We start from the raw sequence: 24,196 nt of genomic DNA on the forward strand, positions 1-24,196 counted from the left end.
GGGGAGTTGCTCGTATCGTGTAGCGACTCTTCTGTATGATTTTATTCTGCAGAAGAAGTTTTCGACGATTCTTCGAAGCCTACCGATTTCCTTGTCGTAAGAGATCGTCTCTTTTCGATTCGCTTTAGGAGGGATGACGCAGAACCCTCCCGCCGATTCAATATGACTTCTGATGCGGTTGGCATCATAGGCCTTGTCGGCGAGAACGAACTTGGCTTTCAAGTTCTTGGGAAGGGTTTCGATGGCACTGACACTGTCGTGTTCATTGCCGGGAACCAAGACAAGGGAAACGGCTCTTCCGGCAAGATTTACCACAGCAGAGAGTTTTGTATTTCTGCCACCTTTGGTTTTTCCAAGTTTTTGTTGTTCAGAATCTAAGGGACTCCGGGAAGCGTCCTGATGAGCCTTGATATGGGAGCCGTCCAGCATCAAGGCGATTTCGTAGTCAGAGTGCTGTTCCGTAAGATTCTGCAGAATCCATCCCCACATGCCTGAACCACACCAGCGGCGAAAACACCGCCAAACACTGTTCCATTTTCCATAACGTTCAGGCAACTGATTCCAAATCGAGCCCGTGCACAATATCCACCAAATCCCATTGAGCGTAGCGTCAAGGTTTCCAACCGGACGCCCTCGGTGGCTTCCTACCTCAGTGCGATATAGGTTGTTAATTTTTTTAGCTCCTCGCGAACTGCGAGAGGCATTTCGTTCGACCTGTATGTTGTCACGGATGAACAATGACAAAACTATATCTCGTTGCAACATAAATTGTTAGAAAATTATTCCGACCGTTGAGAATTTGTCCACGCGGCCTAATGAGAAATCCTGAAGAGTCATCATTTTCTCATGGCTTCCACGCCGAACATTCCCACTCAGTCCCTTGCTCTAAGATGTAACCCCGAGATGTAACCCAACTCGAAAATTCGGGCCTTTTCAGGCTAATTCGGGATAACCGAAAAATTTCACGAATCCCCATAGAACCCATTCAGGATGACTCTTGTTGATTTTCGCAAAATGCTGAAAAAAAACGTTTTGCGTTATTGTCCCTCTGCTCTAACCGCTGAGCTACAGGCCCGCCGAAGAATGACACTATTTGCGGGGAAGGTCCGTTTGGGCAAGCGTGGAAAATCGGGAGGTGGCGGCTTTTTCTCTCACGGAGATCACTGAGGTCACAGAGGGCGGCATGCCGCATCCTGGAGGAAGATGCGTTTGGGAAGTGTCCCAAGGACATCGATTTTCGGCCCCGAGAAGGCACAAAAGATCACCCGCCTACGCTCTTCGAGCTTTCGGCGCGGCAGGCAAAAAGAGGGGGGTTGTGTGGGGACGGGGCATATCCCGTGGCTTGCTTTGGGAGGGGATCTCCTCTTGGGGGGTAAACCTCGTTGCGACGATTGGATACTGATGAGTTTCGTCTCAATGGGGGAAAAGAGACTCCGTGCGCTCCGTGCCTCAGTGAGAGCTGATGCGTGGGAATGGATTCGGACTTGGTTTCGACGGGAGTTTTGAATTGGAATTTCGCCAATCCTACCGGGGCGGACTGAAGTCTGCGGTCCCGGTGGGACGGGCGTGGCGAGGGCTGACGTTCTGGAGGGGTGTCGGCGGTTGCGGTCATCGAGCAAGGCTCGACGGGGATGATTGAATGGTGGTTTTCTTCCCCTCAGAAAGTTTGGGTCCGAAACCGCAAAGATTTCGACAGAGGGATTGACAAGGGGGTGGGGAATTTCTTTTCTCTTCTTTTCCTCTTTGGTGGTAGTAGCTCAGTTGGTTAGAGCATCGGCTTGTGGTGCCGAGGGTCGCCGGTTCGAGTCCGGTTTACCACCCCATTGAATTTCAAAAGAAGCCCCTGAGTTTTCAGGGGCTTTTTTTGTGAGGGATGGGATCGGGTCGAGCGTTCATCCGTGCGGAAGATTCAATGTGCCTCGCAGCGCGGAATGTGAAAGTGGCCGAGGCGTCTTGCCTCTGGAGTGTGTGGAATCTGAGGCGGGAGACCTTAGCCATCTTTGGGGAGGGGGGCTTTTTCGCGGAGCGTTTTTCCCGGTCGCCAGGACCCTTCGACGAGCATGCGGATGGGGGTTTTGGGAATCCCGCGCTCGCCGCGTTGAATCATTCCGATGAGGAAGTCGATGGCGGTGTGCCCGATGAGCTTCCCATTTTGATCGACGCCGGAGCGGCGTTCCTCGTCTTCGCCGAGGCTGAGCCAGGCGCAGCCGATGTCTTCGGGAATGCGGAGTCCGAGGGCCTCCAGCATTTCGATGGTCGGCTCGTCGGTATCGCTGATGATCACATCCGGTTTGCTGTTCTTCAGCCAATTCGCGAGGGCAGCTTCGTCGCTCTGTCCTTTGGGAACGATACAGGGCTCCATGTGCTCTCTTTGCGGGTGGCGCTGGCGGAACCGCCAATATCCGGCGGCGTAGGCGTTGTCGGTCTTGTTATCGACATATTCGTGGAGGTAGACGCCGATTTTCTTGTAGCCGAGTCGGCTGACTTCCTCCAGGGCCAAGCTCATGCTGTGCGATTGGTGATTCGTGACCAAATGGAAGACGTGGGGGGTGATGCTATAGCCAAAACAGACCGTTGAGAACTGATCGTAGTCAAGATCGAGTCGATCTCCTTGCGTTTGTCGCGGGGGGAGGAGGAGGCCGGCGATGCCCCGGGAGAGAAGAATTTTCGACAGGCGCTTGGGGCTCATGTCGTTGTCGCGCATGGAAAACTCCTGAAGTTCGTATCCCTGCTGCCGAGCGCGGGTCGAGGCCCCCAGAAAATACTCGTTGAAGGTCGGTTGATCCCTCAGTCCTTCATTCTCATCCTGCCAGGTGTCGATCCATGCGATCGTGGACTTGTAGTGAATCGGCAGTTTGGTCTTGCGGTAGGCATTGAGAGCGGTGAGTGCGGGGTCGGGGACATAGCCCATCTCTTGCGCCAGTGCCTGAATGCGCTTTTTGACTTCGGTCGACACCCGCGGGTGATCCCGCAACGCGAGACTGACGGTGCTGTAGTGCACGTTCGCCACCTTGGCGATATCGCGTAGAGTGACTCGGGGATTCATGCCGGGTAGGGTGAGGAAGAGGCGAATCCCCGTCAATGCTCAACAGTTTGAATCCGGAGGTTCTGGTTCTTTGCGGCGGAGGGGTTCAGACTGTTTCCATGACCCAATTTGCCGAGAAGTCTCGACTCAGTTCTGGAGAAGACCGCCGCTCCCAGTCCTGCCGTGCCGTCTTGGCGTTGAACGAGAAGGAAATGGATTTGTTTTTCCCGAAGGGATTTGCGCCGGGCGGTCTGGAGGTCGCCCACTATCGGGGAGGTTGGGATGCGGAGGCATTTTGGGAGGATTTGCAGCGGCATGAGGCGGAGTTGGTGGTCACTTGTTGGTCGACGCCTCCTTTTCAGGAGGAATGGCGGGAGACGCTTTCTTCGTTGCGGTACGTGTGCCATGTGAGTGGAGCGGTTCGCAATCTGTTGCCGCGGGTCTATTTGGAGGAAGGCTTGCTGGTGACGAATTGGGGGAATCTGGCGGCGGCCAATGTGGCGGAGCACGCACTTTTGTTACTGCTGGCGGGGTTGCGCCGACTTTCCGAGTGGCCGAGTGTCATTGCGGGGAAACGTCCTTGGCAGCCGTCTCCGATCGTGACGCGGACCCTTTTCGGCAAGCGGGTGGGCTTGCACGGATTCGGCAATGTGGCACAAAGTTTATCGCGACTTTTAAAACCGTTCGGGGTCGAGATCTCCGCGTATTCGGAGGGGGTGCCGGAGGGACTCTTCGGGGAGTTTGGCGTGAGCCGAGCCGATTCGCTGGAAGCCCTCTTCGAAGGGAATGAGATTGTGGTGGAGTGCGAGGCTTTGAATCCCCGGACGCAGGGAGTGGTGACGCGGGAGGTGTTGGAGCGGTTGCCCACGGGGGCGTTGTTTGTGAATGTTGGGCGAGGGGCAGTCGTGGATGAGCAGGCTCTCTCGGAGTTGTCGGCAGCGGGGCATATCGGCGTGGCGCTGGATGTATTCGATACGGATCCGATTCGCCCGGACTCGCCTCTTCATGATTTGGAGGATGCGGTGCTTTCTCCCCATATCGCGGGGCCGACAAGCGATCAATTTGCCCGATGCGGAGAGCTCGCTGTTCGAAATATTGAAGCGTATCTGGAAGGATCTCCTTTAGAGGCTCAGGTTTCTCTGGAGATTTACGATCGGGCCACTTGACTGTTTTTGCCGGAAGAATTTTTCTCGTCCTTGATATCCCCACCTCGTCGAAAAATCGGAGTATCGCTGATACTTTCCGTTTCGACCCTCTAACCGATCCCCATGAAAATTGAATACCTTACGCTAATCGTTTATCTCGGCGTCTTGCTGACGCTTGGGGGGCTTTTTGCCCGATTCAACAAGAACCTCAGCGACTTTGTGCGCGGCGGAGCGCAGGGGACTTGGTGGATGGTGGGCACCAGCATGCTGATGAGTGGAATCAGTGCGTTCACTTTCACGGGCAATGCCGCGGCAGCTTTTGAAGGGGGGCCGAGTTTGCTGGTCATCTACGCTGCGAATTGCCTGGGATTTGTCATCGGGGGGCTTTTTCTCGGACGTTGGTTTCGGCAAACCCGGGCTTACACCACGGCGGATGTCGTGCGGACTCGTTTTGGTGTTCCGGTTGAGCAGTTCTCCGCTTTTTCATCATTGTTTCTCGGACCGTTCGGGGCCGCGATCCAACTCTATGCACTTTCGCTCTTCACGAGCACGGTGTTGAACATTCCGCTCATCCCCGTGCTGGTCACCATCGGGATCATTGTCACCTTCTACTCGACGACGGGGGGGAAGTGGGCCGTGATGGCGACGGACTTCGTGCAGGCTTTGGTGATGTTCGGCATCACGATTCTTGTCTGCTATCTCTCGCTGAAGGCCGTCGGTGGTTTTGATGCGTTTTTCGGGTTTTTCAAGGATCCCAGGTTTGCCGATGATTTTCGGTTCTTCAACGATGCGGGGCAGTTCGAAGGGGATCGCTTCACTTACAAATGGGCTGCGGTGATCTTCTTCATGCAGATTTATTCGCAAATCAGCATCAGCCAGGCCGGGCGCTTTATTGCGGCCCGGGACGGGAAAGAGGCTTCGCTCTCCTCTTGGTGGGCTTTTGTGCTCATGGCGGCGGGGAGTGCGATCTGGTTTATTCCGCCGATGGTCGCCCGCTTTCTTTTCGAGGCCGACATCGTGGGCAGCGGCGTTGAAAAACCCTCGGAAAGTTCCTACGCTTACATTGCCACTGAGCTTTTACCCAATGGCATGCTGGGGATGCTGATCGCGGCCATGTTTGCGGCTACGATGAGTAGTATGGACTCGGGGTTGAATGCCCAGGTGGGCAACATCGCCCGCAACATCGTGCCGAGAATTCGCGGGGCTCTGGGTTACCAGAATGAGCTCTCACCCAAAACCGAAATCCGTATCTGCCATATTGCGACGGTGGTCCTGGGGATCATTATCATCGCCTACGGAATCCTCATGGCGCGGCAGAGTGAGATCGCCCTGTTTGATGCGTATCTGATCATCGGCTCGATTATCGGAGTTCCGATGGGCTTTCCGCTGCTGATGGGGCTATGGATTAAGAAACTTCCGAAGTGGTCCTACTTCCCGATTTTTGTCGCCTGCATGGTCCCCACGATCTGGTCCTTCATCGACAAAAAGCTCAATGGCACCGATTGGACGATTCAGGAAAGAACGTTGTGGATCCTGATCTTCGGCTTGGTGGCCACCGTGATTTGTCGCCTGCTGTATTTCATCACTTCGGAGCGTGCCCGCAAGGATGTGGACGAATTTTTCGAAACCATGCATACCCCGATCGACTACGAGAAAGAGGTGGGGTCGACGGCAATTGACTACGATCAGTACTTCGTCCTCGCCAAGGCTGTGTTTGGGGTGGGGCTGGCGGTTTTGCTGATATTGCTCGTCCCCAATGATCTGGCCGGGCGCCTGTGTATCCTCTTCGTGTCGGGCTTTATCTTGATCGCGGGGGTTTTACTCTACCTCGGCGGAAAGCGGTCGAAGAAGAGAGTGGAGAAAGCGATGAAGGCTGGAAAACTTTCGGCCGAAGATCTTCCTCCTCCTGATGTGAGTCAGATTCTTTGATTCCCCATCCTGTCCAGGGGAACGATTCCTCGGAGTCCTGCACTCCGGCTCCGTGGGAAAGCGGCCTTCCGGACGTGCGATGGAGTTTATTCCGTGGGAACTGGAGCCCTTTCGATCAGCTTTCGAATCAGGAGGTCTTCGGTGAGCGGTCGGAGTTCTGTCGCTTGTTCGTCCACGAGGACGAGGGTGGAGCGAGTCCCCGGCAGGGTGATTTGTGGGCCTCCGATTCGCAGTTTCCAATCATTTTGCCCTTCTTGCGTCGCTACGTTCAGCAGAGCTTGTTTCGCGCCACTTTGGGGATAGGGATAAGTGGCGGATTCCCCGGGGCCGAGAAGTTTGACCTTTCCGGCCGTATCGAGCTTTACGAGGGTATGTCGCTCGGATAGGTTGAAAACCAGTAGCGTCTCAAGGGGGTGACTTTCCCATGAGTCTTGGGCGACAAATGTTTTGATCCGGTTTGGATTGGTGGCGGATTCCGTCATGAACACGAAGAGACTCCCGGGTTTCTGATCTAGATCGATTTCGGTCACCGTGACCCGTTGGGGTTCGGTCTCTCCTTCCTTGGGGGGAAGCAGGCGATAGAAATCCAAGGTCCCTTTTTTCGGGAGAGGGTAGGTGCGGGAAAAGCTAGTCGTGCGCGCTCTTACCGGAATTTTCTGATCGTCATAATCGTAGTAGAGATCGTTGATCGGAGCGAGCAGGGAAAGGGTTCGAAAGCTCGCCTCCGGCTGTTTTAGGGGAGAGGTTTGTGCGTTTATCTCGGTGTTTCCGAAGAAGATCAACCCGAGGAGGAAAAGGTTTTTCCAGTGCCCGCGAGTGGAAGAGCGCTTTAGATTTGTTCGGGTCGGAGCCATCGTAACGAAAGGATTTTGAATTTGCGTCCGAATGCCAGATTCTCGGCGTTCAGGCTGCTTGCAGTATCATCGGAAGTGTTCGCGCTTTCGTCGATATAGTCGATCTTGCGTTGGACAATGGCCTCGCACCAAATGCGTCCTCCGGATTTCCGAGTGAGCGGATCCATGACTTCGCCGTAGGTGCGAATGACGAAGGTGTCGGAGCGGGCGCTGAGTCCTGACCCAATGGCGGAGAGAATATCCCCCTGGGTGAGGAATTGAGGCGAGAACGCTGATTTAGAGCCATAGGCCCGAGTCTCCTCACTCGGGCCACTGTAGCCTTTCAAGAGGTCGAGGTCGTAGTTGTTGAAGCCCGAGCCTCCAGTGGGGGCATTGGGCTGCGAGTCGTAGAAAGGATTGCTTCCACGTGCGGCGTAACTGTTGGTTTCGCCCGCATTGATGGCAGCCGAACCGGTATAGGTTCGGTCCAGCGCGGCTTGAAGGACCCCGGTGAAGCGTTCATCGGTCGCGGTGGATGGGTTGTCGACCAAGCGCCGGTTGATGAAGTCGGCCAGGGAGACGAAGGGACCGCGATTTCGGCTTTCTGCGACGATGTTTTTTGCGAGTTCGGCAATCTGCTCGTCGGTGAGTTGCTTGTATCCCTGCCAGGCCCAGGACTGATTTCCCGAGGCGGAGGTCGGTCGGCTGAACCGTGGGAGAGGGGACTGAAGTTCCGTGCCCGAGGCGGAGCCGGTTTCCGGATTGTAGGCGAGCTGGTTGATTCCGCCCAATATTGCCCGCCACGCCTGTTCCGAAGTGGAATTTATGTTGAAGCCGCCGTTCACGGAAAGACCCGACGCTGCCAATGACGCATCACGCAGATCCGAGTCAGATATAGTATCGGATCTGAGAATACGGGAGTTCGGGAGTTCGTTGGGGATTGTTGTAGAACTCGTGTCGGAGTTGGAGCCAGTGCCAGCGTGGGGAACGGTCGAGACAAAATACCGATCCCAGAGGCTTCGATTGAGTAGCCATGAAATGTCATAGTAGGCTACAATGGAATTGGTCGGGCGGTAATAGGAATTGAGGCTCTCGGCCATGCTTTGATAGACCTGTCCAAGTTGATCCTTGAAGTGGAAGTCTCCGACGCCGTTCCCGATCGGGTAGGCCGGGTACGTATTCAGCTTGGAAAGATTCGCATGTTGTAGTTGTCCGAGAGCTAATAGCGGTTGTGACTCCGGTCGGATTTCGAACAGCGTTGTATCGATGATCTCGGACGCCGAATCCAGCGAGATCCCGGAGGAGGCACGCTTCAGTCCGCTCTCCATGGTGAACTGGTCGAGGCTGATTCCCTTGTTGCAACGACCGAAGTAGTTCAGCGGTTGTCCGTCGAGTTCGCTGCGGGTCACTAAGGGAGCGCGAGGATTGTTTTGCGCGATCCAACGAGTTTCCACATAGGTGTTTGGCGACTCGGAGACATCCGAGAATATCTTATTGAAGCTGATGACAGAGGTCGGACCTACTGGATAATCGAGGGGGCCTTCGTCCTGAAGAAGATGGACTTCGGCACCGCCGCTTCCCTGGGTGATTCGGTTGATTGACTGATACCACTGTTGATCGTTCGAGCTATCGGTCGTGTAGTCGCTGCGTCCCTGATCGACGACTCCCAAGTATAAGTCGGATTCGCCCCGTTGCATATTGACTCGGCGAGTGCTGGGGTCTTCTCCGATAAATTCGTAGTTGGAGACACGGAAGTCATATGCGGATTCGCCGGGTCCAAAATCAAGTCCGTTGCGATTGAGAAGAATGAAGTTGTAGGCTTTGTATCCCTCGTCATTGGTCAGCACATTGGTCGGCACGTCGTTTTGCGGTGCGCTGTACTCTTTGCCGCTTTCGGAATCCGGTAGCGAAAAGATCAAACTCTCACCGGGTTGGATCGTCGGGGAGTCGATGAGAAAGCGGACATAGCTTCGATAGGTGCCACTGGAAGCACCCTTCGAAAAATCGATGGTTTCTTTCGCGACCCAGTTGGGGTCCGTGGGATCGAGACTATCGTTCATCTGGAGTTGAATTCGTGCGTAGGTGCGATTGGTGTAGCCCACCTCGTATTGCGCGGCGGCAATCGGAGTGGTGTAGGGGTTCCAGAGAACGACGACCGGATACATCGCGAGACGGATCGGCGCTCCGTCGGCAGCACCTTGCGGAGCCACATATTCGAGACCGAGAGCAAAGTAGGTGAGTACGGGCGAGATGCCTGTCTGGGTTTCTGTCGGCAGCCGCGGGGTCAGCCCGGTCGCTGGTGCCGTGGTCTGCGCGAAGCTCCTCAACATTCCCCACGTCGGAACGCCAAATTCGTCCCCACTGCCACCTTCAGGGGTAAACAAGTATTCGTCATTCAATGGAGTGGTCGCGTCGGTTGCCAACAGGGCGGAGAGATCTTGTTTGAGTCCGCCTGCGTAGCTGTCGACCGGAAGTGATTCGGAGTGGGGGGTCAGGTGGTGGAAATTCGTGCGTACGGCCGTTTTCATGTCCGACTCGCTCTGTGCTGCAGTGAAGGCCAAATCGCCGAGCCAATTGATTTTTGGCGAAGCACTGTAGGTCGGATCGAAATTGTTACCGATCAATTGAGTGGGATCGAAGGCGTTCAGGTTTTCTTGGTCGACGAGCTCGATGGCCGCGCGTTGGGCGGTGACAAAAGCGGCCGGCAGTTGGGTGCCCGATGGCATGCCCATGGTCACATTGGCTTTGGCGTTCTCATCGCCGATCCACCACGCGTAGCGGCCGGAGGTTGAGGCATTTGGATCGAATTCGACGAGGGGAGCGGCAACGTGGTCGGAGGCTCGGTTGACTGTGTTCGGGCCGACGAGGGCGACCTGTGTGTCAGTGGAGGACGGAGCTGTGCTGATGCGATCGAGATCGATAGCACTGTTTGGTTCGAAATTGAACGATGCGGGAGGTGATTCGATGTGCCCGTCAGCGGCTACTTCCATGTTGGGAATGGTCTCGTTGCCACTGACCAGCCAATTGAGCAATCTCGCTTGGGAGCCTCGAGAATTCGAATGGGTTGTGATCGTCTGAGCCAGGGAGCTGGGAGGCGCAGTGTAGTCTGCGGATGCGGCGTTTCCGTAAACACCGATCCAGTTTCCGTTTGCCGTGGTACTTCCCGTCCAATTTTCATTGAGGTTGGCGGTCGCGGTCGTGCGCTGGTCGGGGCCAGCATATTTTTGCAGTTCGCCGACGGCAACATTGAGGGCCAAAAGCGCATTTTGCCGGGCGATCTTTACTTGAGCGGTCTGGATCGATTGTTGGGCTTCGATTTGCGTGACCGAAATCAGCGTAACGAGAATCAAGAGGATGAATCCCATCAGCATCAGCGCAGTGATCAGCGCAAAACCGTCCGTCCGTGGTGATCCAGTGTCTTTGTCGGGTGTGGTTTTAAAGTGAGGTAGTTGCATGGGATGGAGTCCTGGTGGTCGTGGGGAACAGGCATTTTACTCGTTTTTCGTGTGTTTGAGAATGAAGTTGTGGTAGATCTTGCGCAGGTCGGAAGAGGGAACGGACAGGCCATGATGGGTGCCGTCGGGGACACTGATGATTTCTTTCGGAGCCTTGATCTGGTTGTAGACGGCGAAGACTGACGGGGCCGGGCAGGTCGTATCCGAGAGGCCGACGGTGATCAGGGTGTCGCCTTGGATGCGGCTCGCGAAGTTTACGGTATCGAAATAGCTCATGGTCTTCTCAACGACATCTCCTTCGGGGGTACCGGTCTTGGCCTTATTGAGTCCGGGCCAGCCGGGGATCTCGCCGGCAATGTTGCTCAAGGCCGGGACGATGGCGATCGTGGCCGATACGCGTGAATCCAGACCGGCGGCAGCCAGGGCTTGGCCTCCTCCTTGGCTGACCCCGTAAGTGATGAGGTTTTTGCCGTCCCATTCCGGGCGAGAGCAGAGAAAATCGATGCCCCGGAGCAAGCGGAGATTCATGCCGAGGAAGTAGTTGTTGTCGCGATCGTCGTTGCCTTGGTAGCGATAGTTCTTCAGCTCCCCATCCTCCAGCTCGTCGTAGTAGGACTGTGGTTGGCCGTTGAGCATGCCGTGGGCATTGATGTCGAGGACCAGGGCCTTGTATTTCTCTGCCATGGCGAGCGTGTTGACCAGGCTGGAGCGGCACCAGCCGCCTTTGACTCCAGCGGCGTGGAAGACGAGGATTGCCGGATTTTCCCCGGCTGAAGAATCGCTGGGCATGGCAAAGTATCCCCGCATGGGTTCTGTCCCGGGGGTGGGAATCTCGACGTTGAAATAAGAGTAGCCCATCGCTTCCAGACGCTGAACTTTGGCAAGATGGTCGGGGTTTTGGGTTTCAATCGCAAACTGCTCGCTCGTGACCGGAGAAACGATCGCTTCTGCGGGGGAGGCTGCGAGCCGGGCTTTTTGTTGGTTCCAGAACTTGTCGAAATCGGCCGGTGTTTCCCGGGTGGGCTCGAAGGAATCCGCGCCGAATACGATCCCCGACATCGCTGCGGGACGACGTTCGCCGGGAAGCAGCACGGAGCAGCGAAACCAACCGCTTTCACGCGATGTATAGGTGACCTCTTGATTGGCGGCCGCAGTGTCGAGTGACACCGTATCGAGCGTTTTCCAAAGGTTCTTCGTCAGACGATATTCCGCGGTTTTCGAGGAATCCGGATTCTTGTTTTCGATCGCAAAGGTCGCGGTTTCTCCCATGTCATAGAGCCCGTCGGAGTGATCGACGGAAATCGAATAATCGGACTTGGCCGCTTGAGCACTTGCGAAAGGGATCGCGAGTGCGGCTCCGAGGAAGAGGTATGGTTTTAGATTCATAAGCGATTCGAGTATTTGGAAAGGATTACGCGATGAATGCGGTCGATGAGACCGGCGAGAGCCAGTAGGGTTCACCTTCCTCCAGGAAGGCTAAGGCGTCGAGGAAGACACCTGCAGTCCAGCCCATCATGGCCGGAGGTTCCGAGGGAATGCCCGTGTCGGCGGTGTTGTTGGCGAGGGTATCGGGATTGATGAGATAGCCGGCTTCTTCGGTGGCATGATGGCTCCCATCCAGAACGTTGTATTTCTCCCAGAGATCACCGGTCTTCTCGAAAGTTTGGGTCACGCATTCAACGTATTTTTCAGCAATTCGTCGGGCTGCATCGTGGTACCCGTAGCGTTCGAGGCCCCGGTAGGTGATGTGCTGGAGGCAGGCCCAGGCGTTTGGGTGATCCCATTGGAAACGGCCGGAAAACTCGCTCGGTGCGGTCGGGGAGATCCCGTAGGCATGTTCCAGTCGAGGAAGGAGGTTGCGAACGACGCTGGAGGCCTGATCGCGGGAGGCCAAGCCCGCCCAGAGAGGTTGGAAGGATGCGGCGGATTCAACCGTACTCAATGCTTGGTTGCGAAGATCGTAGTCGACAAAGATTCCGAGTTCCGGGCTCCAGCAGTAGTCTTTGATCAGGTTTTGCCGAAGTTCCGCTCTCAGTTGCCACTTGGCCCAGTCGGATTCGGTCGGGGCCCACTGGGATAGGAGGATTTCATAGAGCCAGAGATTTGTATTGAGATCGATGGAGCAGAATTCGGCACAGCGGTGGTCGAAGCGGGAGTTGAAGTCCCATCCGGACTCGCATTCGGCCATTGCCTGATAGGCGGTGGACACCTGATCTTCGGCTCGTTCATCCGCCCGTCCGAGCCGATGTTTGACCGTCTGGAAGAATTCTTGCAGCTCGTTCGAGGTGGCGTGATTTCCGTAGTGGGCCAATCCGACGGTCGAACTTCTGCGTGTCGTCCAAAATTCGTACTCCTGCTCAAGAAGCGGATAGGCGGCGCTCCGTAGTTCATGGTCGCCGCGATGATGATCCACGAGTCCCACCATGGCGGCGAGGTAGGGAGGCTGGGACCGGTTCAGGTAGTAGCTTCGGTTCCCGTTGGGGACGTAGCCGTAGCGTTGGACCTGCGCGAGAAGGTTGCGCGCATTATTCTCGGCGAGCTCGATGCGGTCGGAATGAATCAGCCCGAGAGTCGAAAAGTAGGTATCCCAATAGTAGAATTCCTGAAAGGCTCCTTTGCGCGACGGAATCGTGTAGGGGTGGGGGAGGCCAATGAGAGTGCCGTCGTCTTCCGTGCAGGAGCGGATGGTCTCGTCCCATTGGGAGAGAATGAAAGCTTTGACTTCGGATGTGCGGGTGGAAGACATGACGGAGTTTCGTGTCGGTTGGGGGGATTGAGAGTATTAGAGTTTCTGGAGAAGCCGAGGCCAAGATCTGCGCTATTCACACTGTTGAGCGGTTGGTTGCGGACTTTCCCGGGCGATGGATCGGGCTGGGTCGGACGCGGAGAATGTCTATCGCGTCGACGGGATCTGTGATTGTCTCAGGGTTGTTCCGTCCGGCGGACGGAGACATCATTGACGTAGAGATGCCATTTTGCGGGAGTTTCGCTCGATCCGAAAAGGATGCGATCGACAAAGTTCACGGGATGGGTCGTGGAAACGTCGGAAAGAGCGGGGGTTCCGTCGAGGAAGATATCCGCGGTCTGGGCTTCCGGACGAAGGTCGACTCTGACCTCGTGCCAAGTGTTCTTCTGGATCGGGCCGACGATTTGCGGGGTCCCCTCGGAATCGATGAAGATGAGATTGCCTTTGCCATCGGTCTCTAATTCGACCGCGGTGGTGTTTCCGCTGAGAAGTTGCATGCGATGTCCTTTGAGAATGCCGTTCTCTTTGAACGACCAGCGGGCGGTGATTGGCTGGCTTTGGGGAAGGAAGCTCTTCCAGGCCTCCGCATAGCCTTCCGGGTTCTCATCCCAGAATTGCATGCACTGGCCCGGGTCGCCAGCGATTTCGCGGATGGCGACATTGGTTTGCCGCTCAGCGTGGACGTGCCATCCCTCGGGCCTCTTATTCGTCGGCATCGCATCGAAAGTTTCCTCAAGGACGACGGCGGGCGGCTCCTCGGGGCTTGTCGACTGGGTTCCATATCCGGTGGGTTGAACGAGAGAGAAGGCGTCTTCGGGGTTCCCTACGATGTAGGCGATGTCGTCATAGAAAATCTCCCGGGTTTCTCCCTCATCATAGTTGCGGTAGTCCCAGCAATAGGGGCCCCATTTGATATAGGCACCGGCTGTCATTTCCTCCGAGGTTGTCCAGCCGCCGTTCCCCAGTTTGATGTCCGTGTACTCGACCGTGGGCTCGGACTCGGGCGCACCATCCATCCATGCCCGGAGGATGCCCGTGTTGTTGTTGGAGAATTTGCAGTAGAGGATGAAATCGTGCCAGGTCTCTTTGGTGAGTTCCGGGGCGAGCGTGGTGTAGACGGTGACCTCCTTGCGTCCGTCGCCGACACCGTAGGCACCTTCGAGCATGAGTGCTCCGTTGTCTTCGAGGTGAACGGTGATCGTGATGTTGGTTTTGGGCAGGCTGTGGTCCCAGGCGTGGATTTGGCCGAGCACGATGTTTTTTCCCGGAGTGGGGAAATCGGCGGGGGCATAGAGGCTGAACCCAAACCAGCCTTCGCTGGTGATTCTCGGTAAGTGAAATCCGGAGGACCCTTCGACGCTACGGCCGGACCGGCGTCCATTGTAGTTTTCTTCCTTCCAGACGATGCGATGGACCTTGGAGCCGGAGCGGGCGGGAAAGTCCGTGGGCTCGACGATCTCGGAAACGTTTCCTTCGAGAACTTCGACGTTGAAAGGGGAGAAGCTTCCATCCTCGAAATCTTCCGAAGCGGTCTGAGCATAGTTCGCAACCGGAAGGGCGAGAGTGATGATTCCAAGCGCGGCGATAAATGGGGTTCTATTCTTCATCATGAGGTTTTGAAGTTTGTGCTCCTTACTGTCGTTGACGTCGGTCCAATAGCCAAGTGTCGACTTGCTCAAACTGTTGATCTCGGGGATCGACGGGGGTCATCGTGCAAGGCTCGATGCGAAAGAATGCATCGGCGCTTTGCCGATGAATGAGGGATCAAGTTCTTTGTAGCATCCCCTCGTAAGGCGGATGACGGAGGCGGGCGGGAACACTCCTGAAGATTTGCAGGGAACGGTCTTTTCGGTGGCTAAGGTGCTGAATGTGAGAGAGCAGAAGTCGATCAACGGCTACTGCTCAACAGTTTGAGCAATGATCGGGTTGCTGATTTTGAGCAAATCCCCCATAAATTTGGGCAGAAACTATAACTCGAACCACCCTAACCCCCCAAGAAAATGAATAAAAAAGGAATGAGAAGTACCCTGTTCTCGGCGATTGATTTCAAGTCCAGCTTGCTGGCGATCGGAACTCTGTCTACTTTCATGGTTGGATCCGTGGAGGCGGTCGACATCGGATATTGGACTTTCGAGGAAGGCCTGGCGGGGACCGATATCGTTACCGCCGTCAGCTCGGCGAATAGTCCGACTATGGACGCGACGCAGCATTCGGGCAATGAGATCCCCGCCGCTTACAGTAGCAATGTGGGAGGCGCCTACGTTTATGACCCGGTCAGTGGATCGTATCGGTCGAATAATTTGTCCATGTATGGTGCGGCAGGTGCTGCGAGTGACGACACTCAGCTCGTTATTACCGGGGGATCGAGTCAGTTGACCAATAGCTATACGGTCGAAATGTTCATCCTTGTCACGGATCCCAATAATGGTGACGGGCCCGCGAATCTTTCAGGCACTGACCGGATCGTGAACATCGACGGAAATACCCGCTACAATGTTAACGTGGGAAGTAACAATCTTCAGTTCCGAGTGGATACGCCCACTGACAGTAGTGGCACGTCCGTTTACGAATACGGAGCCCCCCTCGAGGATGGGCAGTGGCATCACTTGGGGTTCACCCTGGATTATGACAGTCTTGTCGAGCAGACGACGATTTCTCTTTATGTTGACTATGCTAACGCGGGTTCGGTGGTCATCGATGGACAGTTTGATCCCTTCAATGACATTCGGTTCGGGCATGATGGAAGCAATGATGGCATCTATGACTGGTGGTTCGACGAGGTTCGCATCAGCGATTCCGCGCTGACGAGCGATCAGTTCCTCCGTTATTCGGCCGTACCGGAGCCCTCGACCTTGGCATTGATCTCGGGAGTGATTGCCCTCGGCATCGTCGTGACGCGCCGGCGTCGTTCGTAAGGGGTCAATTCCGAAAAGGTTGACGGGGAAATCGCCGCAATCGTCCCTAGGTCCCAAGTTTTTCGATGGCTCGCACCAACGGGACGAAGATTTTCGCCTTCGGTCTATTCGCTTCCGCGAATGCGGATGCGGTAGAAGTTTGTGTCGCTGCCGTTGTTGGGCGTGAGGGAGGCGGTTCGGCGATTTTCGTGGCTCTGAAAGCTTGCCCTCGGGAGGGTCTGCCAGCTGTCGGGGTCGGAGAGGTCGTCGGTCCATTGCACTTCGTAAAGGCAGTTGGGGTTGTGGGGGAAATAGTCGATCTTCACTTGGCCATTTTCCCAACGAATCTGATGCTGGAAGTGATCTTGGGCGTTTTCGGGATTTGTTCCCATCAGGGTCTCGTTCTCGTCGCTCCAGCCATCGAGGTCGGAGTCGGCTTGGTAGGTGGCGGTAAAAGTCACGTTTTCCGTGATCTGATTGGTGGCGATGCCGGACGGTTCGGAGGTCCATCCGTTAAAGATCCAGCCGGGATCGACTGAAAGGGTGGGTTCTCGGGCGGTTGAGTCTTCGGGTACGAACTGATTTAAAGAGATTTCGTCTGAAGTGATACCGTGACTAGATGGATCGAAAGTTACCTGGAAGCCGGAGATGATGAGGAGAGAGTTCGAAACTATATTCTCACTGTGTTCAGAACTGTAGAAAGTCCACTCCTGGCCATCTATGTAGAAAGTCACATCGAGGCTTGAGAGGGGAACGATTCCGTATGGATTTTCGAGGATTAATCCAGAGTCCGACCAGTCGATGCCGTTGAGATCAATCTCTTCGCCTAATTGGAGCTCGCCTCCGATTATCCCTGTCCCACCTGAATACCAGTTCGGATTTTCCAGAACCAAGGTCCCACTTCCAGTTTTTGAGATGTCGACGGTGCCATTTCCTGAAACGCTGCCGGAAGAATCTTCTTCATTGGATTGTGCGTCAGTCTCCTGAGCCGGGGCCGGGGCCGTCAGACTGCAGAGGAAAAGAAGGGAGAGAAAGGTTTTCATGAAAATTGACTCGCGGAATTTATGGAATGCTCTGGATTTGGGAGGGTCCAGTGCAAAGTTGGAGCATAGGGCTTTTTGTTCGAGGAACACGATTCTCTTCCTATTTTTTGGGAACCCTCTGGAGCGACCGTTTTCCGGCTTCAGTGGGATGCGCGGCACGGGGACATCGGTGCTGCCATTGGGGTGGATTGCGAATCGGAGGCTGGACAGAGATCATTTGGTCCCTAGTTTTCTGAGGGTATGCGGTTTGGTGTCAGAACTCCTCTTGTTTGGATTGGGCTCGCATTCGGGCTGTGGCTTTCGCTTGGCGTTTTCCCTGCGCAAGCGCAGCGGGCGGTGGAGGCGGGGATGCCGAATCCTCCCGGTCGTCCTACGGAGGTCAAAGTGGGGGTGTTTCTGGCCGACATCATTGATGTCGACGAGTTGAACGAAACCTTTGAGGTCGAGTTGATCTTGACGGCGGAGTGGGAAGATCCCCGATTGGCCTTTGACCCGGCAGAGGAAGGGACTGCGGAGAAACTTTTTCAGGGAGCCTTTCAATTTAACGAAATCTACGCAGCCTGGTGGCCCCAGCTTCTGTTCGTGAACCAAATTGGGAGTGGCGATACCAACGCCGTGAAAATCTCCATTTTTCCCGATGGGCGCGTGCGTTATCTGGATCAACGTAGTGTCCTCTTGGAGACTCCGATGGCTTTGCGGGCCTTCCCCTTCGATCATCAGAGTTTGGTGGCGAAGATCGTATCGTTTGGGGACTACAGCAATCAGGTGAAGCTTACGGTCGATGAACGGGTGTCCGGGGCGAGCGAGGAATACGCAGAGGTGAACGACAAGGTGAACATCGCCCAATGGGAGCTGAAGAGTGTCGAGTTGGAAGAGGGCGAGGCTGATTTTCGCTATTACGGGGGGCGCGAGAATTTCTCTGAGCTGACCCTTACGATCGGTTTGAAGCGCAAATCCGGGAACCTGATTTGGAAGGTGATCTTACCGCTGGTTATTCTGGTGCTCCTGATGTGGGCGGTTTTCTGGATGGACGAGGACAACCTTTCCGATCGTCTGAATGTTTCTTTTATCGGGATTCTGACTATCGTGGCCTATCAGTTCCTGATTGATGGCTCGATGCCACGAATCGATTACTTCACCTTCACCGATGCGGTGTTGCTGTATTCGTTTTTGGTGATGTGCCTGACGATTTTCGAGAGCCTGGTCCTGTATTCCCTCTGTAAAAAGGGGCGTAAAGAGTTTGCCGAGAAAATCGATGTGGTCTTTCGCTGGTTCTTCCCGGTGCTCTATTTCACCGGCGTGATCGCGAGCTACTTCTACTACATTTAGTCGGGAAGGCGTCGTAAAAGTCTCATCTGCGGGTTTTTGCCGACTGCGTATCGCTGGGACGGACCGCACGACTAAAGTCATGCGGGTACGGGGGGATTGCGAAGGAGCGGAGGGAGAGGGTTCCTTTAGGTCCCTCGCGTTGCCTCTCCGGTAGGGCCGTAACTTTAGTTGCGCCCTTGCGTTGCCGCTCGGCCCGCGTGGTTGATCGGTCTCACCCGGCCTTCGCCCGAGGTTGGGGGGGACCGCACGACTAAAGTCATGCGGGTACGGGGGGATTGCGAAGGAGCGGAGGGAGAGGGTTCCTTTAGGTCCCTTGCGTTGCCTCTCCGGTAGGGCCGTAACTTTAGTTGCGCCCTTGCGTTGCCGCTCGGCCCGCGTGGTTGATCGGTCTCACCCGGCCTTCGCCCGAGCCTTCGCCCGAGGTTGGGGGGGACCGCACGACTAAAGTCATGCGGGTACGGGGGGATTGCGAAGGAGCGGAGGGAGAGGGTTCCTTTAGGTCCCTCGCGTTGCCCCTCCGGTAGGGCTGTAACTTTAGTTGCGCCCTTGCGTTGCCGCTCGGCCCGCGTGGTTGATCGGTCTCACCTGGTCTTCGCCCGAGGCTACGGGGGACCGCACGACTAAAGTCATGCGGGTACGGGGGGATTGCGAAGAAGCGGAGGGAGAGGGTTCCTTTAGGTCCCTCGCGGTGCTTCTCCGGTAGGGCCGTAACTTTAGTTGCGCCCTTGCGTTGCCGCTCGGTCCGCGTGGTTGATCGGTCTCACCCGGCCTTCGCCCGAGGCTATGGGGGACCGCACGACTAAAGTCGTGCGGGTACGGGGGGATTGCGAAGGAGCGGAGGGAGAGGGTTCCTTTAGGTCCCTCGCGTTGCCCCTCCGGTAGGGCCGTAACTTTAGTTGCGCCCTTGCGTTGCCGCTCGGCCCGCGTGGTTGATCGGTCTCACCCGGCCTTCGCCCGAGGCTATGGGGGACCGCACGACTAAAGTCGTGCGGGTACGGGGGGGATTGCGGAGGAGCGGAGTGAGAGGGTTCCTTTAGGTCCCTCGCGTTGCCCCTCCGGTAGAGCCGTAACTTTAGTTACGCCCTTGCGTTGCCCCTCGGTCCGCGTGGTTGATCGGTCTCACCCGGCCTTCGCTCGAGGCTATGGGGGACCGCACGACTAAAGTCATGCGGGTACGGGGGAGACGAAGCTCCCACGCGTAGGAAGGGACGGAGAGGCAGTGTGCGGGAGCTGGAAGCTCCCACTACTTTGAGATGCGTTGGAGAGGGGGTGTTGTTCAGGCATTCGCCTGCTGCGTATCGTTGGGATGGGCCGCACGACTAAAGTCATGCGGGCACGTCGGAGGGGTAGAATCGTGGGAAAGGGACGGAGTACTTCAGCGATTCCTTCGCCGGGTGGCCAAGGCCATCCCCACGGCTCCCATCCCTAGGATGGCGGCGTAGCTCGACGGCTCGGGGATGGCGAAGACGGCGTTGCGGACGTTTTCGATCTCACTGAGGTTGAGGACGCCGTCGTAGACCCGGACGTCACTGATGTACGCGGGAGGGGTGCGGTCGGAGGTCGGGGCGGCGGGGGTCCCTCCGATGCGAAGGAGCGAGCTGGGATCGAGGGCTCCGGTCTGGTTGCCGCTGTTCAGGAATGCGGCGGCGGTGGATTCGTTGCCCGTGTAAAAGGAGACCTGATTGCTCCCGAGCGTGCTGTCGTAGGTGACGGCAATGAAGGCCCAGCTATCGTTTGCCGAAAAGTTTCCCGAGACCGCGGGGTTATTTATCGTGTTTACGTTGAAACTCGTATTGAAGCCGGATGGGGAGTGATTGTTGGAAACCCGAAGATCAAATCCATCGTAGGGTGAGGGCGTCAGTGTGGAAACGAATCGTTCATTATTGGAGAGCGTTCCCTGAATGTTCACCCAGAGGGTGAGCGTCAACGCGGTCAGTCCGTCGTAGGAGGTTCCGGTATTGGCCTCCATGTAGTTGTTGCCCGCAGAGTTCGGGGTGAGGTCGAGGGACTGGGTGTAATTGCCGGGAGCGTCACTGGTGTAGGCGGCAGAGCCGTAGAGGGTTCCGTCGGCTCCGATGCTTCCGGAATCCGTCGTATTCCCGTTGAGCTGATAGTGGGAAATGAGCGTCTGGGCGCTGACCGCGAGAGAGGATGCGGCGAAGCCCGCCAGCGGGAGAAGGGCGAGTTTGAAGGCGGAGCAGCGGAAGAAAGAGTGCGTGACCGGAATTTGCATGGGATTTTCGAAACTGGGGAGAGAGGGGAGGTCGCTTAAATAGCCGAAAGGGTAGGTAAACTTAAGGAAGATTTCTTGGATTATCGAATGTCTCCGAGACTATTTTGGGCACTTTTTGGAGCTTTTTCGTTGTTTCGGGGGCGAAATGGGCTCCAAAGGCCCTGATCGGGGAGGATGACGGAAGGGGGGTCATTCGGGAACATGGGCAGAATTTTGCTTTGCCCTTTCTTCCATCCTTCTGCCTCTCCGGTTTGTTGTTCAGGCTTCAGTCTGTCTCGTCTCCGGGGAGGGCCGCACGACTAAAGTCATGCGGGTACGTCCGAGGGGCAGAGTCGTGGGATCTCTCCCGCTTCCGCGCGTAGGACGTGGCGGAGGGGCAGCGTGCGGGAGCTGGAAGCTCCCACCACTTTGAAATACGATGGAGAGGGTTGAAGAGGTTCTGTGGATTGCCGGAGAGTTTTCGGCGCGTGTGGTTCATCGAGCAGAGCTCTATGCGACGGGTTGAAATGGGGCGTCACCCATCGGAGGCGATATTCTGGAGTTGAGATCAGAGTTGTCTGATTCCCGGTCATTCTCGGTGATCTTCGCCCTAGAGAGCGCTGTTCGTCTGGAGCTCCTTGAAGGCTCCGTTGCGGAGGGTGAGTTCCTCCGGAGGGCCGACTTCGATGGCCTCGCCTTCTTTCATCACGACGACCAGGTTGGCGTTGCGGATCGTGGAGAGCCGGTGGGCGACGATAAAGGTCGTGCGGCCCCGAATGAGGTTCTCGATGGCGGACTGAACCTCGCGTTCGGAAATGACGTCGAGGGCGCTGGTGGCTTCGTCGAGAATGATGACCTGCGGGTTGCGGATGACGGCCCGGGCGATGGCGAGGCGCTGACGCTGGCCACCGGAGAGCTTGAGTCCGTTTTCCCCAACGGGCGTATCGAGCTTCTGCGGGAGGTCGTTGATGACTCCGCGGAGATTGGCCACGTCGAGGGCGTTCCAGATGTCCTCGTCGGTGAAGGGGTCGAGGCCGTATCCGACATTGTCCCGGATGGTGCCCGAAAAGAGAATCGTTTGTTGGGGGACCATGGCGATGTGGCGGCGCCAGCTGCGCATGTCGATCGATTCCATGGGAAGGCCATCGAGAAGAATCTGGCCGGATTGGGGACGCAGAAAGCCGATCGCGAGCTGCATTAGAGTGCTTTTGCCGGAGCCGGATTCGCCGACGAAGGCTACACAGGTGCCGGGCTTGACCGAGAGACTGAAGTTGGAAACGGCCGGTCGATCCTGCCCGTGATAGTGAAAGTTGACGTTGCGGAAATCGACGCAACCGCCAACGGACGTGACAGAGGTTTTGCCCTCGTTCTCTTCGAGGTCCGGGCACTCGAGGATCTCTCCGATGGAGCGGACAGAGGCCATACTCTTGGAAAACTGCGGCATCAGGTTGAGGAGTTGCTGCACAGAGCCGACCACCATCTGGAAAAGGGCGGAGTAGAGGGCGATCTTGTCGAGGCTGGCATGGCCTTGAATGACCATCCAGGTGACCCCCATCGTGATCAACAGAACGGCAAACATGAAAACCACGAAGGCGTTGGCCCCGAAGATGGCGTTGATCGAGTCGACCCGCTGTCCGCGTTCGCGCACATGCTCGAGTTGGCGCTGGACGTTTTCCGTTTCCTGTTGTTCTACGCCGTGGGCACGGGTCACGGGGACCATGTCGATCATTTCGGAAACCCGCTGCGACATGCCCTCGAACTCGTGGCGGAGTGCGTCGTTGCGCTTGCGCATGGCGTCGCGGAAGATGCGAATCAATCCTACCGCCAGTGGGGTGGCGATCAGGTAGCCCAGGGCGACGAGAGGCTCTTGGATGAGCGTGTAAGTGACGGCGAAAACAATCGAGAGGATGGCCCCCATGGAGGCGTTGAAGTAGACTTCGGAGAAGCGAACGATTTCGTCGACGTCCCGGAGGACCTTGGACTGTAGGCGTCCGGTCTCCCGTTCGCTGTGGAAGTGCATCGAGAGTTGTTGGAGGCGTCGGACGAGGGCGGCGCGCAGGCGAAGCTCCATGTTGCGGGTGGCCCGACTGCTGCCCCGGATGAACCACATGTGAAAGGGAACATTGGAAAAGAGGAGGACGAGGTAGGCCCCGTAGAAGAAAATGAGATATTCCCAAGGCTCGCTCATGTCGCTGTCGGCTATGCGAATCGACTCGGCGATGACGAGCGGGAAGACCAGTATCGGCGCTTGCTTGATGAGGAACAGCATCAACAGTCTCAGGTGTTCCCATACAGGAATTCCGAGGAGACGCAGGTAGGTGCGAAACGGTTCGACGCTCTTGTATTCGCGCTCCAGTTCTTTGGTAATGATTGGCATGTCGACAAGGGCCCGGCCGCAGTCGCCCGGGCGAGCCTCTAAGATGCAGGTGTTGGAAGGATCGGAAAGGAAGTGAATCGTTCCAACCTTGGAGGCCTCCGATAGCGGTCCTCCGTGAAACGGTTGAGGGCGATTATACCACAGGGCGAAGAGCGAGGGTGAAAAAAATGTGGAAAAATGTGAGTTTTTTGTGGGCGAGGGAACGGTTTCTCGAGACCGGTGCGTCGGGCTGGGAAGATGGGGAAATCACCCACGGCTTCGTCTTTTGGTATTCTTTTTGCTCTTCTCTCCTCAATATGGGAACGGGGCTAACAGCAGGAGTGGAGAGGACCGGAGTTCTCGAACCATCGGAGGAGGTCCGCAATCGGTTGGAGCAGCTTCGTGAGCGGCCGATCGTTCTCTCCGCGGAGGGGATTACGAAACAATTCGGATCGGGCAAGCGGCTCGTCACGGCCTTGGATGATATTTCCTTCCAGGTGCATCGGCGCGAGTTCCTCAGCATTCTCGGGCAGTCGGGCTGCGGAAAGTCGACGATGATTCGCATTCTCGCCGGACTGGAGAAGCCGACTAGCGGACAGATCCTGCTCGACGGAAAGCCGGTTTCCGGTCCCGGGCCGGAGCGCGGGATGGTCTTTCAAGCCTATACGCTCTTCCCGTGGCTGACGGTGAAGAAGAACGTGATGTACGGCATCAAGGTCGGCGGGCAATCCTCGTCGGAGGCCGAAAGGCAGGCCCGTGAGTGGATCGACTTGGTGGGATTGTCGAAATTTGAAAATGCCTATCCTCACCAACTTTCCGGGGGGATGAAGCAGCGGGTGGCCATCGCCCGGGCCATGGCGAACCGTCCGCGGATACTTCTCATGGACGAGCCTTTCGGTGCGCTCGATGCGCAGACGCGGGGGCAGATGCAGGAGCACCTGTTGCAGATCTGGAAGAGCATCGACGTCACGATTGTTTTTATCACCCACGATCTCGACGAAGCGGTTTACCTCTCGGACCGAATCCTGGTCTTGGGAGCGAACCCGAGTTGCGTCGCCGACTTGGTGGAAAACCCGGTGGCGCGTCCACGGGACCGCTCGCAGGTGGTCCAGCCCGAATATCAGTCGGTGCTGGGGCATTTGAATGATCTGATCCACCCGCCTTCGGAGAAGTCTGAATTTCCGGTGAAAATCCCCCGTTTGACCACGGTCGGGGACGATGTGGAGTAA

At 56.4% G+C, this 24,196-nt stretch carries 15 protein-coding genes and 1 tRNA gene; 6 read left to right on the forward strand and 10 right to left on the reverse strand.

Going from position 1 to position 24,196, the window contains the following annotated elements; genetic code table 11:
* A partial coding sequence (locus H5P30_RS18195; protein ID WP_185694342.1) for an IS5 family transposase occupies positions 1 to 765 on the reverse strand: 765 nt, incomplete at its 3' end.
* A 981-nt stretch (positions 766 to 1,746) separates the two neighbouring features.
* Between H5P30_RS18195 and H5P30_RS18200 the strand changes: the two genes are divergently transcribed.
* Positions 1,747 to 1,823: transfer RNA gene (locus H5P30_RS18200), tRNA-His, on the forward strand.
* 167 nt (positions 1,824 to 1,990) lie between these two features.
* Here the strand turns inward: H5P30_RS18200 and H5P30_RS18205 are convergent.
* Complete coding sequence (locus H5P30_RS18205) at positions 1,991 to 3,082, reverse strand: LacI family DNA-binding transcriptional regulator (protein ID WP_185694343.1); 1,092 nt, start codon at positions 3,080 to 3,082, stop codon at positions 1,991 to 1,993.
* Here H5P30_RS18205 and H5P30_RS18210 point away from each other — a divergent pair.
* Both H5P30_RS18210 and H5P30_RS18215 read left to right on the forward strand, forming a co-directional pair.
* Positions 3,082 to 4,191: a hydroxyacid dehydrogenase gene (locus H5P30_RS18210; protein ID WP_185694344.1), complete on the forward strand. Its 1,110-nt coding sequence runs from the start codon at positions 3,082 to 3,084 to the stop codon at positions 4,189 to 4,191. The genes H5P30_RS18205 and H5P30_RS18210 overlap by 1 nt on opposite strands.
* A 102-nt stretch (positions 4,192 to 4,293) precedes the next feature.
* Positions 4,294 to 6,099, forward strand: a complete 1,806-nt coding sequence (locus H5P30_RS18215) for a sodium:solute symporter family transporter (protein WP_185694345.1) — start codon at positions 4,294 to 4,296, stop codon at positions 6,097 to 6,099.
* Positions 6,100 to 6,185: 86 nt separating this feature from the next.
* Here the strand turns inward: H5P30_RS18215 and H5P30_RS18220 are convergent, their stop codons facing one another.
* From H5P30_RS18220 to H5P30_RS18240, 5 genes are all read right to left on the reverse strand, one after another.
* Positions 6,186 to 6,953 carry a hypothetical protein gene (locus H5P30_RS18220; RefSeq protein ID WP_185694346.1) on the reverse strand — a complete coding sequence of 256 codons (768 nt, stop codon included), beginning with the start codon at positions 6,951 to 6,953 and terminating at the stop codon, positions 6,186 to 6,188.
* Complete coding sequence (locus H5P30_RS18225) at positions 6,929 to 10,387, reverse strand: hypothetical protein (RefSeq protein ID WP_185694347.1); 3,459 nt, start codon at positions 10,385 to 10,387, stop codon at positions 6,929 to 6,931. Before H5P30_RS18225 ends, H5P30_RS18220 begins: the two co-directional genes overlap by 25 nt.
* Before the next feature lie 36 nt (positions 10,388 to 10,423).
* Positions 10,424 to 11,773 (reverse strand): acetylxylan esterase, encoded by a 1,350-nt coding sequence (locus H5P30_RS18230; RefSeq protein ID WP_185694348.1) that lies wholly within the window; start codon positions 11,771 to 11,773, stop codon positions 10,424 to 10,426.
* Positions 11,774 to 11,798: 25 nt separating this feature from the next.
* Positions 11,799 to 13,133, reverse strand: coding sequence for a trehalase family glycosidase (locus H5P30_RS18235; protein ID WP_185694349.1), 1,335 nt, complete (start codon positions 13,131 to 13,133; stop codon positions 11,799 to 11,801).
* A gap of 176 nt (positions 13,134 to 13,309) precedes the next feature.
* Complete coding sequence (locus H5P30_RS18240) at positions 13,310 to 14,812, reverse strand: heparin lyase I family protein (RefSeq protein WP_185694350.1); 1,503 nt, start codon at positions 14,810 to 14,812, stop codon at positions 13,310 to 13,312.
* 321 nt (positions 14,813 to 15,133) lie between these two features.
* Between H5P30_RS18240 and H5P30_RS18245 the strand changes: the two genes are divergently transcribed.
* Positions 15,134 to 16,048: a LamG-like jellyroll fold domain-containing protein gene (locus H5P30_RS18245; protein WP_185694367.1), complete on the forward strand. Its 915-nt coding sequence runs from the start codon at positions 15,134 to 15,136 to the stop codon at positions 16,046 to 16,048.
* 104 nt (positions 16,049 to 16,152) lie between these two features.
* On the opposite strand, the gene H5P30_RS18250 is transcribed toward H5P30_RS18245, so the two are convergent.
* Positions 16,153 to 17,070 carry an autotransporter-associated beta strand repeat-containing protein gene (locus H5P30_RS18250; protein WP_185694351.1) on the reverse strand — a complete coding sequence of 306 codons (918 nt, stop codon included), beginning with the start codon at positions 17,068 to 17,070 and terminating at the stop codon, positions 16,153 to 16,155.
* Positions 17,071 to 17,310: 240 nt separating this feature from the next.
* Here H5P30_RS18250 and H5P30_RS18255 point away from each other — a divergent pair, with 240 nt between their 5' ends.
* Positions 17,311 to 18,399, forward strand: coding sequence for a ligand-gated ion channel (locus tag H5P30_RS18255; RefSeq protein WP_185694352.1), 1,089 nt, complete (start codon positions 17,311 to 17,313; stop codon positions 18,397 to 18,399).
* Between the two features lie 1,375 nt (positions 18,400 to 19,774).
* Here H5P30_RS18255 and H5P30_RS18260 read toward each other — a convergent pair.
* Positions 19,775 to 20,632: a LamG-like jellyroll fold domain-containing protein gene (locus H5P30_RS18260; protein WP_185694353.1), complete on the reverse strand. Its 858-nt coding sequence runs from the start codon at positions 20,630 to 20,632 to the stop codon at positions 19,775 to 19,777.
* Positions 20,633 to 21,221: 589 nt separating this feature from the next.
* Entirely contained in the window at positions 21,222 to 22,988 is a 1,767-nt protein-coding gene (locus H5P30_RS18265) for an ABC transporter ATP-binding protein (RefSeq protein WP_185694354.1), read from the reverse strand.
* 296 nt (positions 22,989 to 23,284) lie between these two features.
* On the opposite strand from H5P30_RS18265, the gene H5P30_RS18270 reads away from it, so the two are divergent.
* A complete protein-coding gene (locus tag H5P30_RS18270; RefSeq protein WP_185694368.1) occupies positions 23,285 to 24,196 on the forward strand; it encodes an ABC transporter ATP-binding protein in 912 nt (303 codons plus the stop codon).

Source organism: Puniceicoccus vermicola, assembly GCF_014230055.1.
GTDB classification, from domain to species: Bacteria; Verrucomicrobiota; Verrucomicrobiia; order Opitutales; family Puniceicoccaceae; genus Puniceicoccus; species Puniceicoccus vermicola.

What these genes read in the sequence shown, in the direction of transcription:
- H5P30_RS18255 (WP_185694352.1), top strand. Translation starts at nt 17,311, where the DNA reads ATGCGGTTTGGTGTCAGAACTCCTCTTGTTTGGATTGGGCTCGCATTC.
- H5P30_RS18265 (WP_185694354.1), bottom strand. Translation starts at nt 22,988, where the DNA reads ATGCCAATCATTACCAAAGAACTGGAGCGCGAATACAAGAGCGTCGAA.
- H5P30_RS18250 (WP_185694351.1), bottom strand. Translation starts at nt 17,070, where the DNA reads ATGAAAACCTTTCTCTCCCTTCTTTTCCTCTGCAGTCTGACGGCCCCG.
- H5P30_RS18220 (WP_185694346.1), bottom strand. Translation starts at nt 6,953, where the DNA reads ATGGCTCCGACCCGAACAAATCTAAAGCGCTCTTCCACTCGCGGGCAC.
- H5P30_RS18270 (WP_185694368.1), top strand. Translation starts at nt 23,285, where the DNA reads ATGGGAACGGGGCTAACAGCAGGAGTGGAGAGGACCGGAGTTCTCGAA.
- H5P30_RS18215 (WP_185694345.1), top strand. Translation starts at nt 4,294, where the DNA reads ATGAAAATTGAATACCTTACGCTAATCGTTTATCTCGGCGTCTTGCTG.
- H5P30_RS18230 (WP_185694348.1), bottom strand. Translation starts at nt 11,773, where the DNA reads ATGAATCTAAAACCATACCTCTTCCTCGGAGCCGCACTCGCGATCCCT.
- H5P30_RS18210 (WP_185694344.1), top strand. Translation starts at nt 3,082, where the DNA reads ATGCTCAACAGTTTGAATCCGGAGGTTCTGGTTCTTTGCGGCGGAGGG.
- H5P30_RS18235 (WP_185694349.1), bottom strand. Translation starts at nt 13,133, where the DNA reads ATGTCTTCCACCCGCACATCCGAAGTCAAAGCTTTCATTCTCTCCCAA.
- H5P30_RS18245 (WP_185694367.1), top strand. Translation starts at nt 15,134, where the DNA reads ATGAATAAAAAAGGAATGAGAAGTACCCTGTTCTCGGCGATTGATTTC.
- H5P30_RS18260 (WP_185694353.1), bottom strand. Translation starts at nt 20,632, where the DNA reads ATGCAAATTCCGGTCACGCACTCTTTCTTCCGCTGCTCCGCCTTCAAA.
- H5P30_RS18225 (WP_185694347.1), bottom strand. Translation starts at nt 10,387, where the DNA reads ATGCAACTACCTCACTTTAAAACCACACCCGACAAAGACACTGGATCA.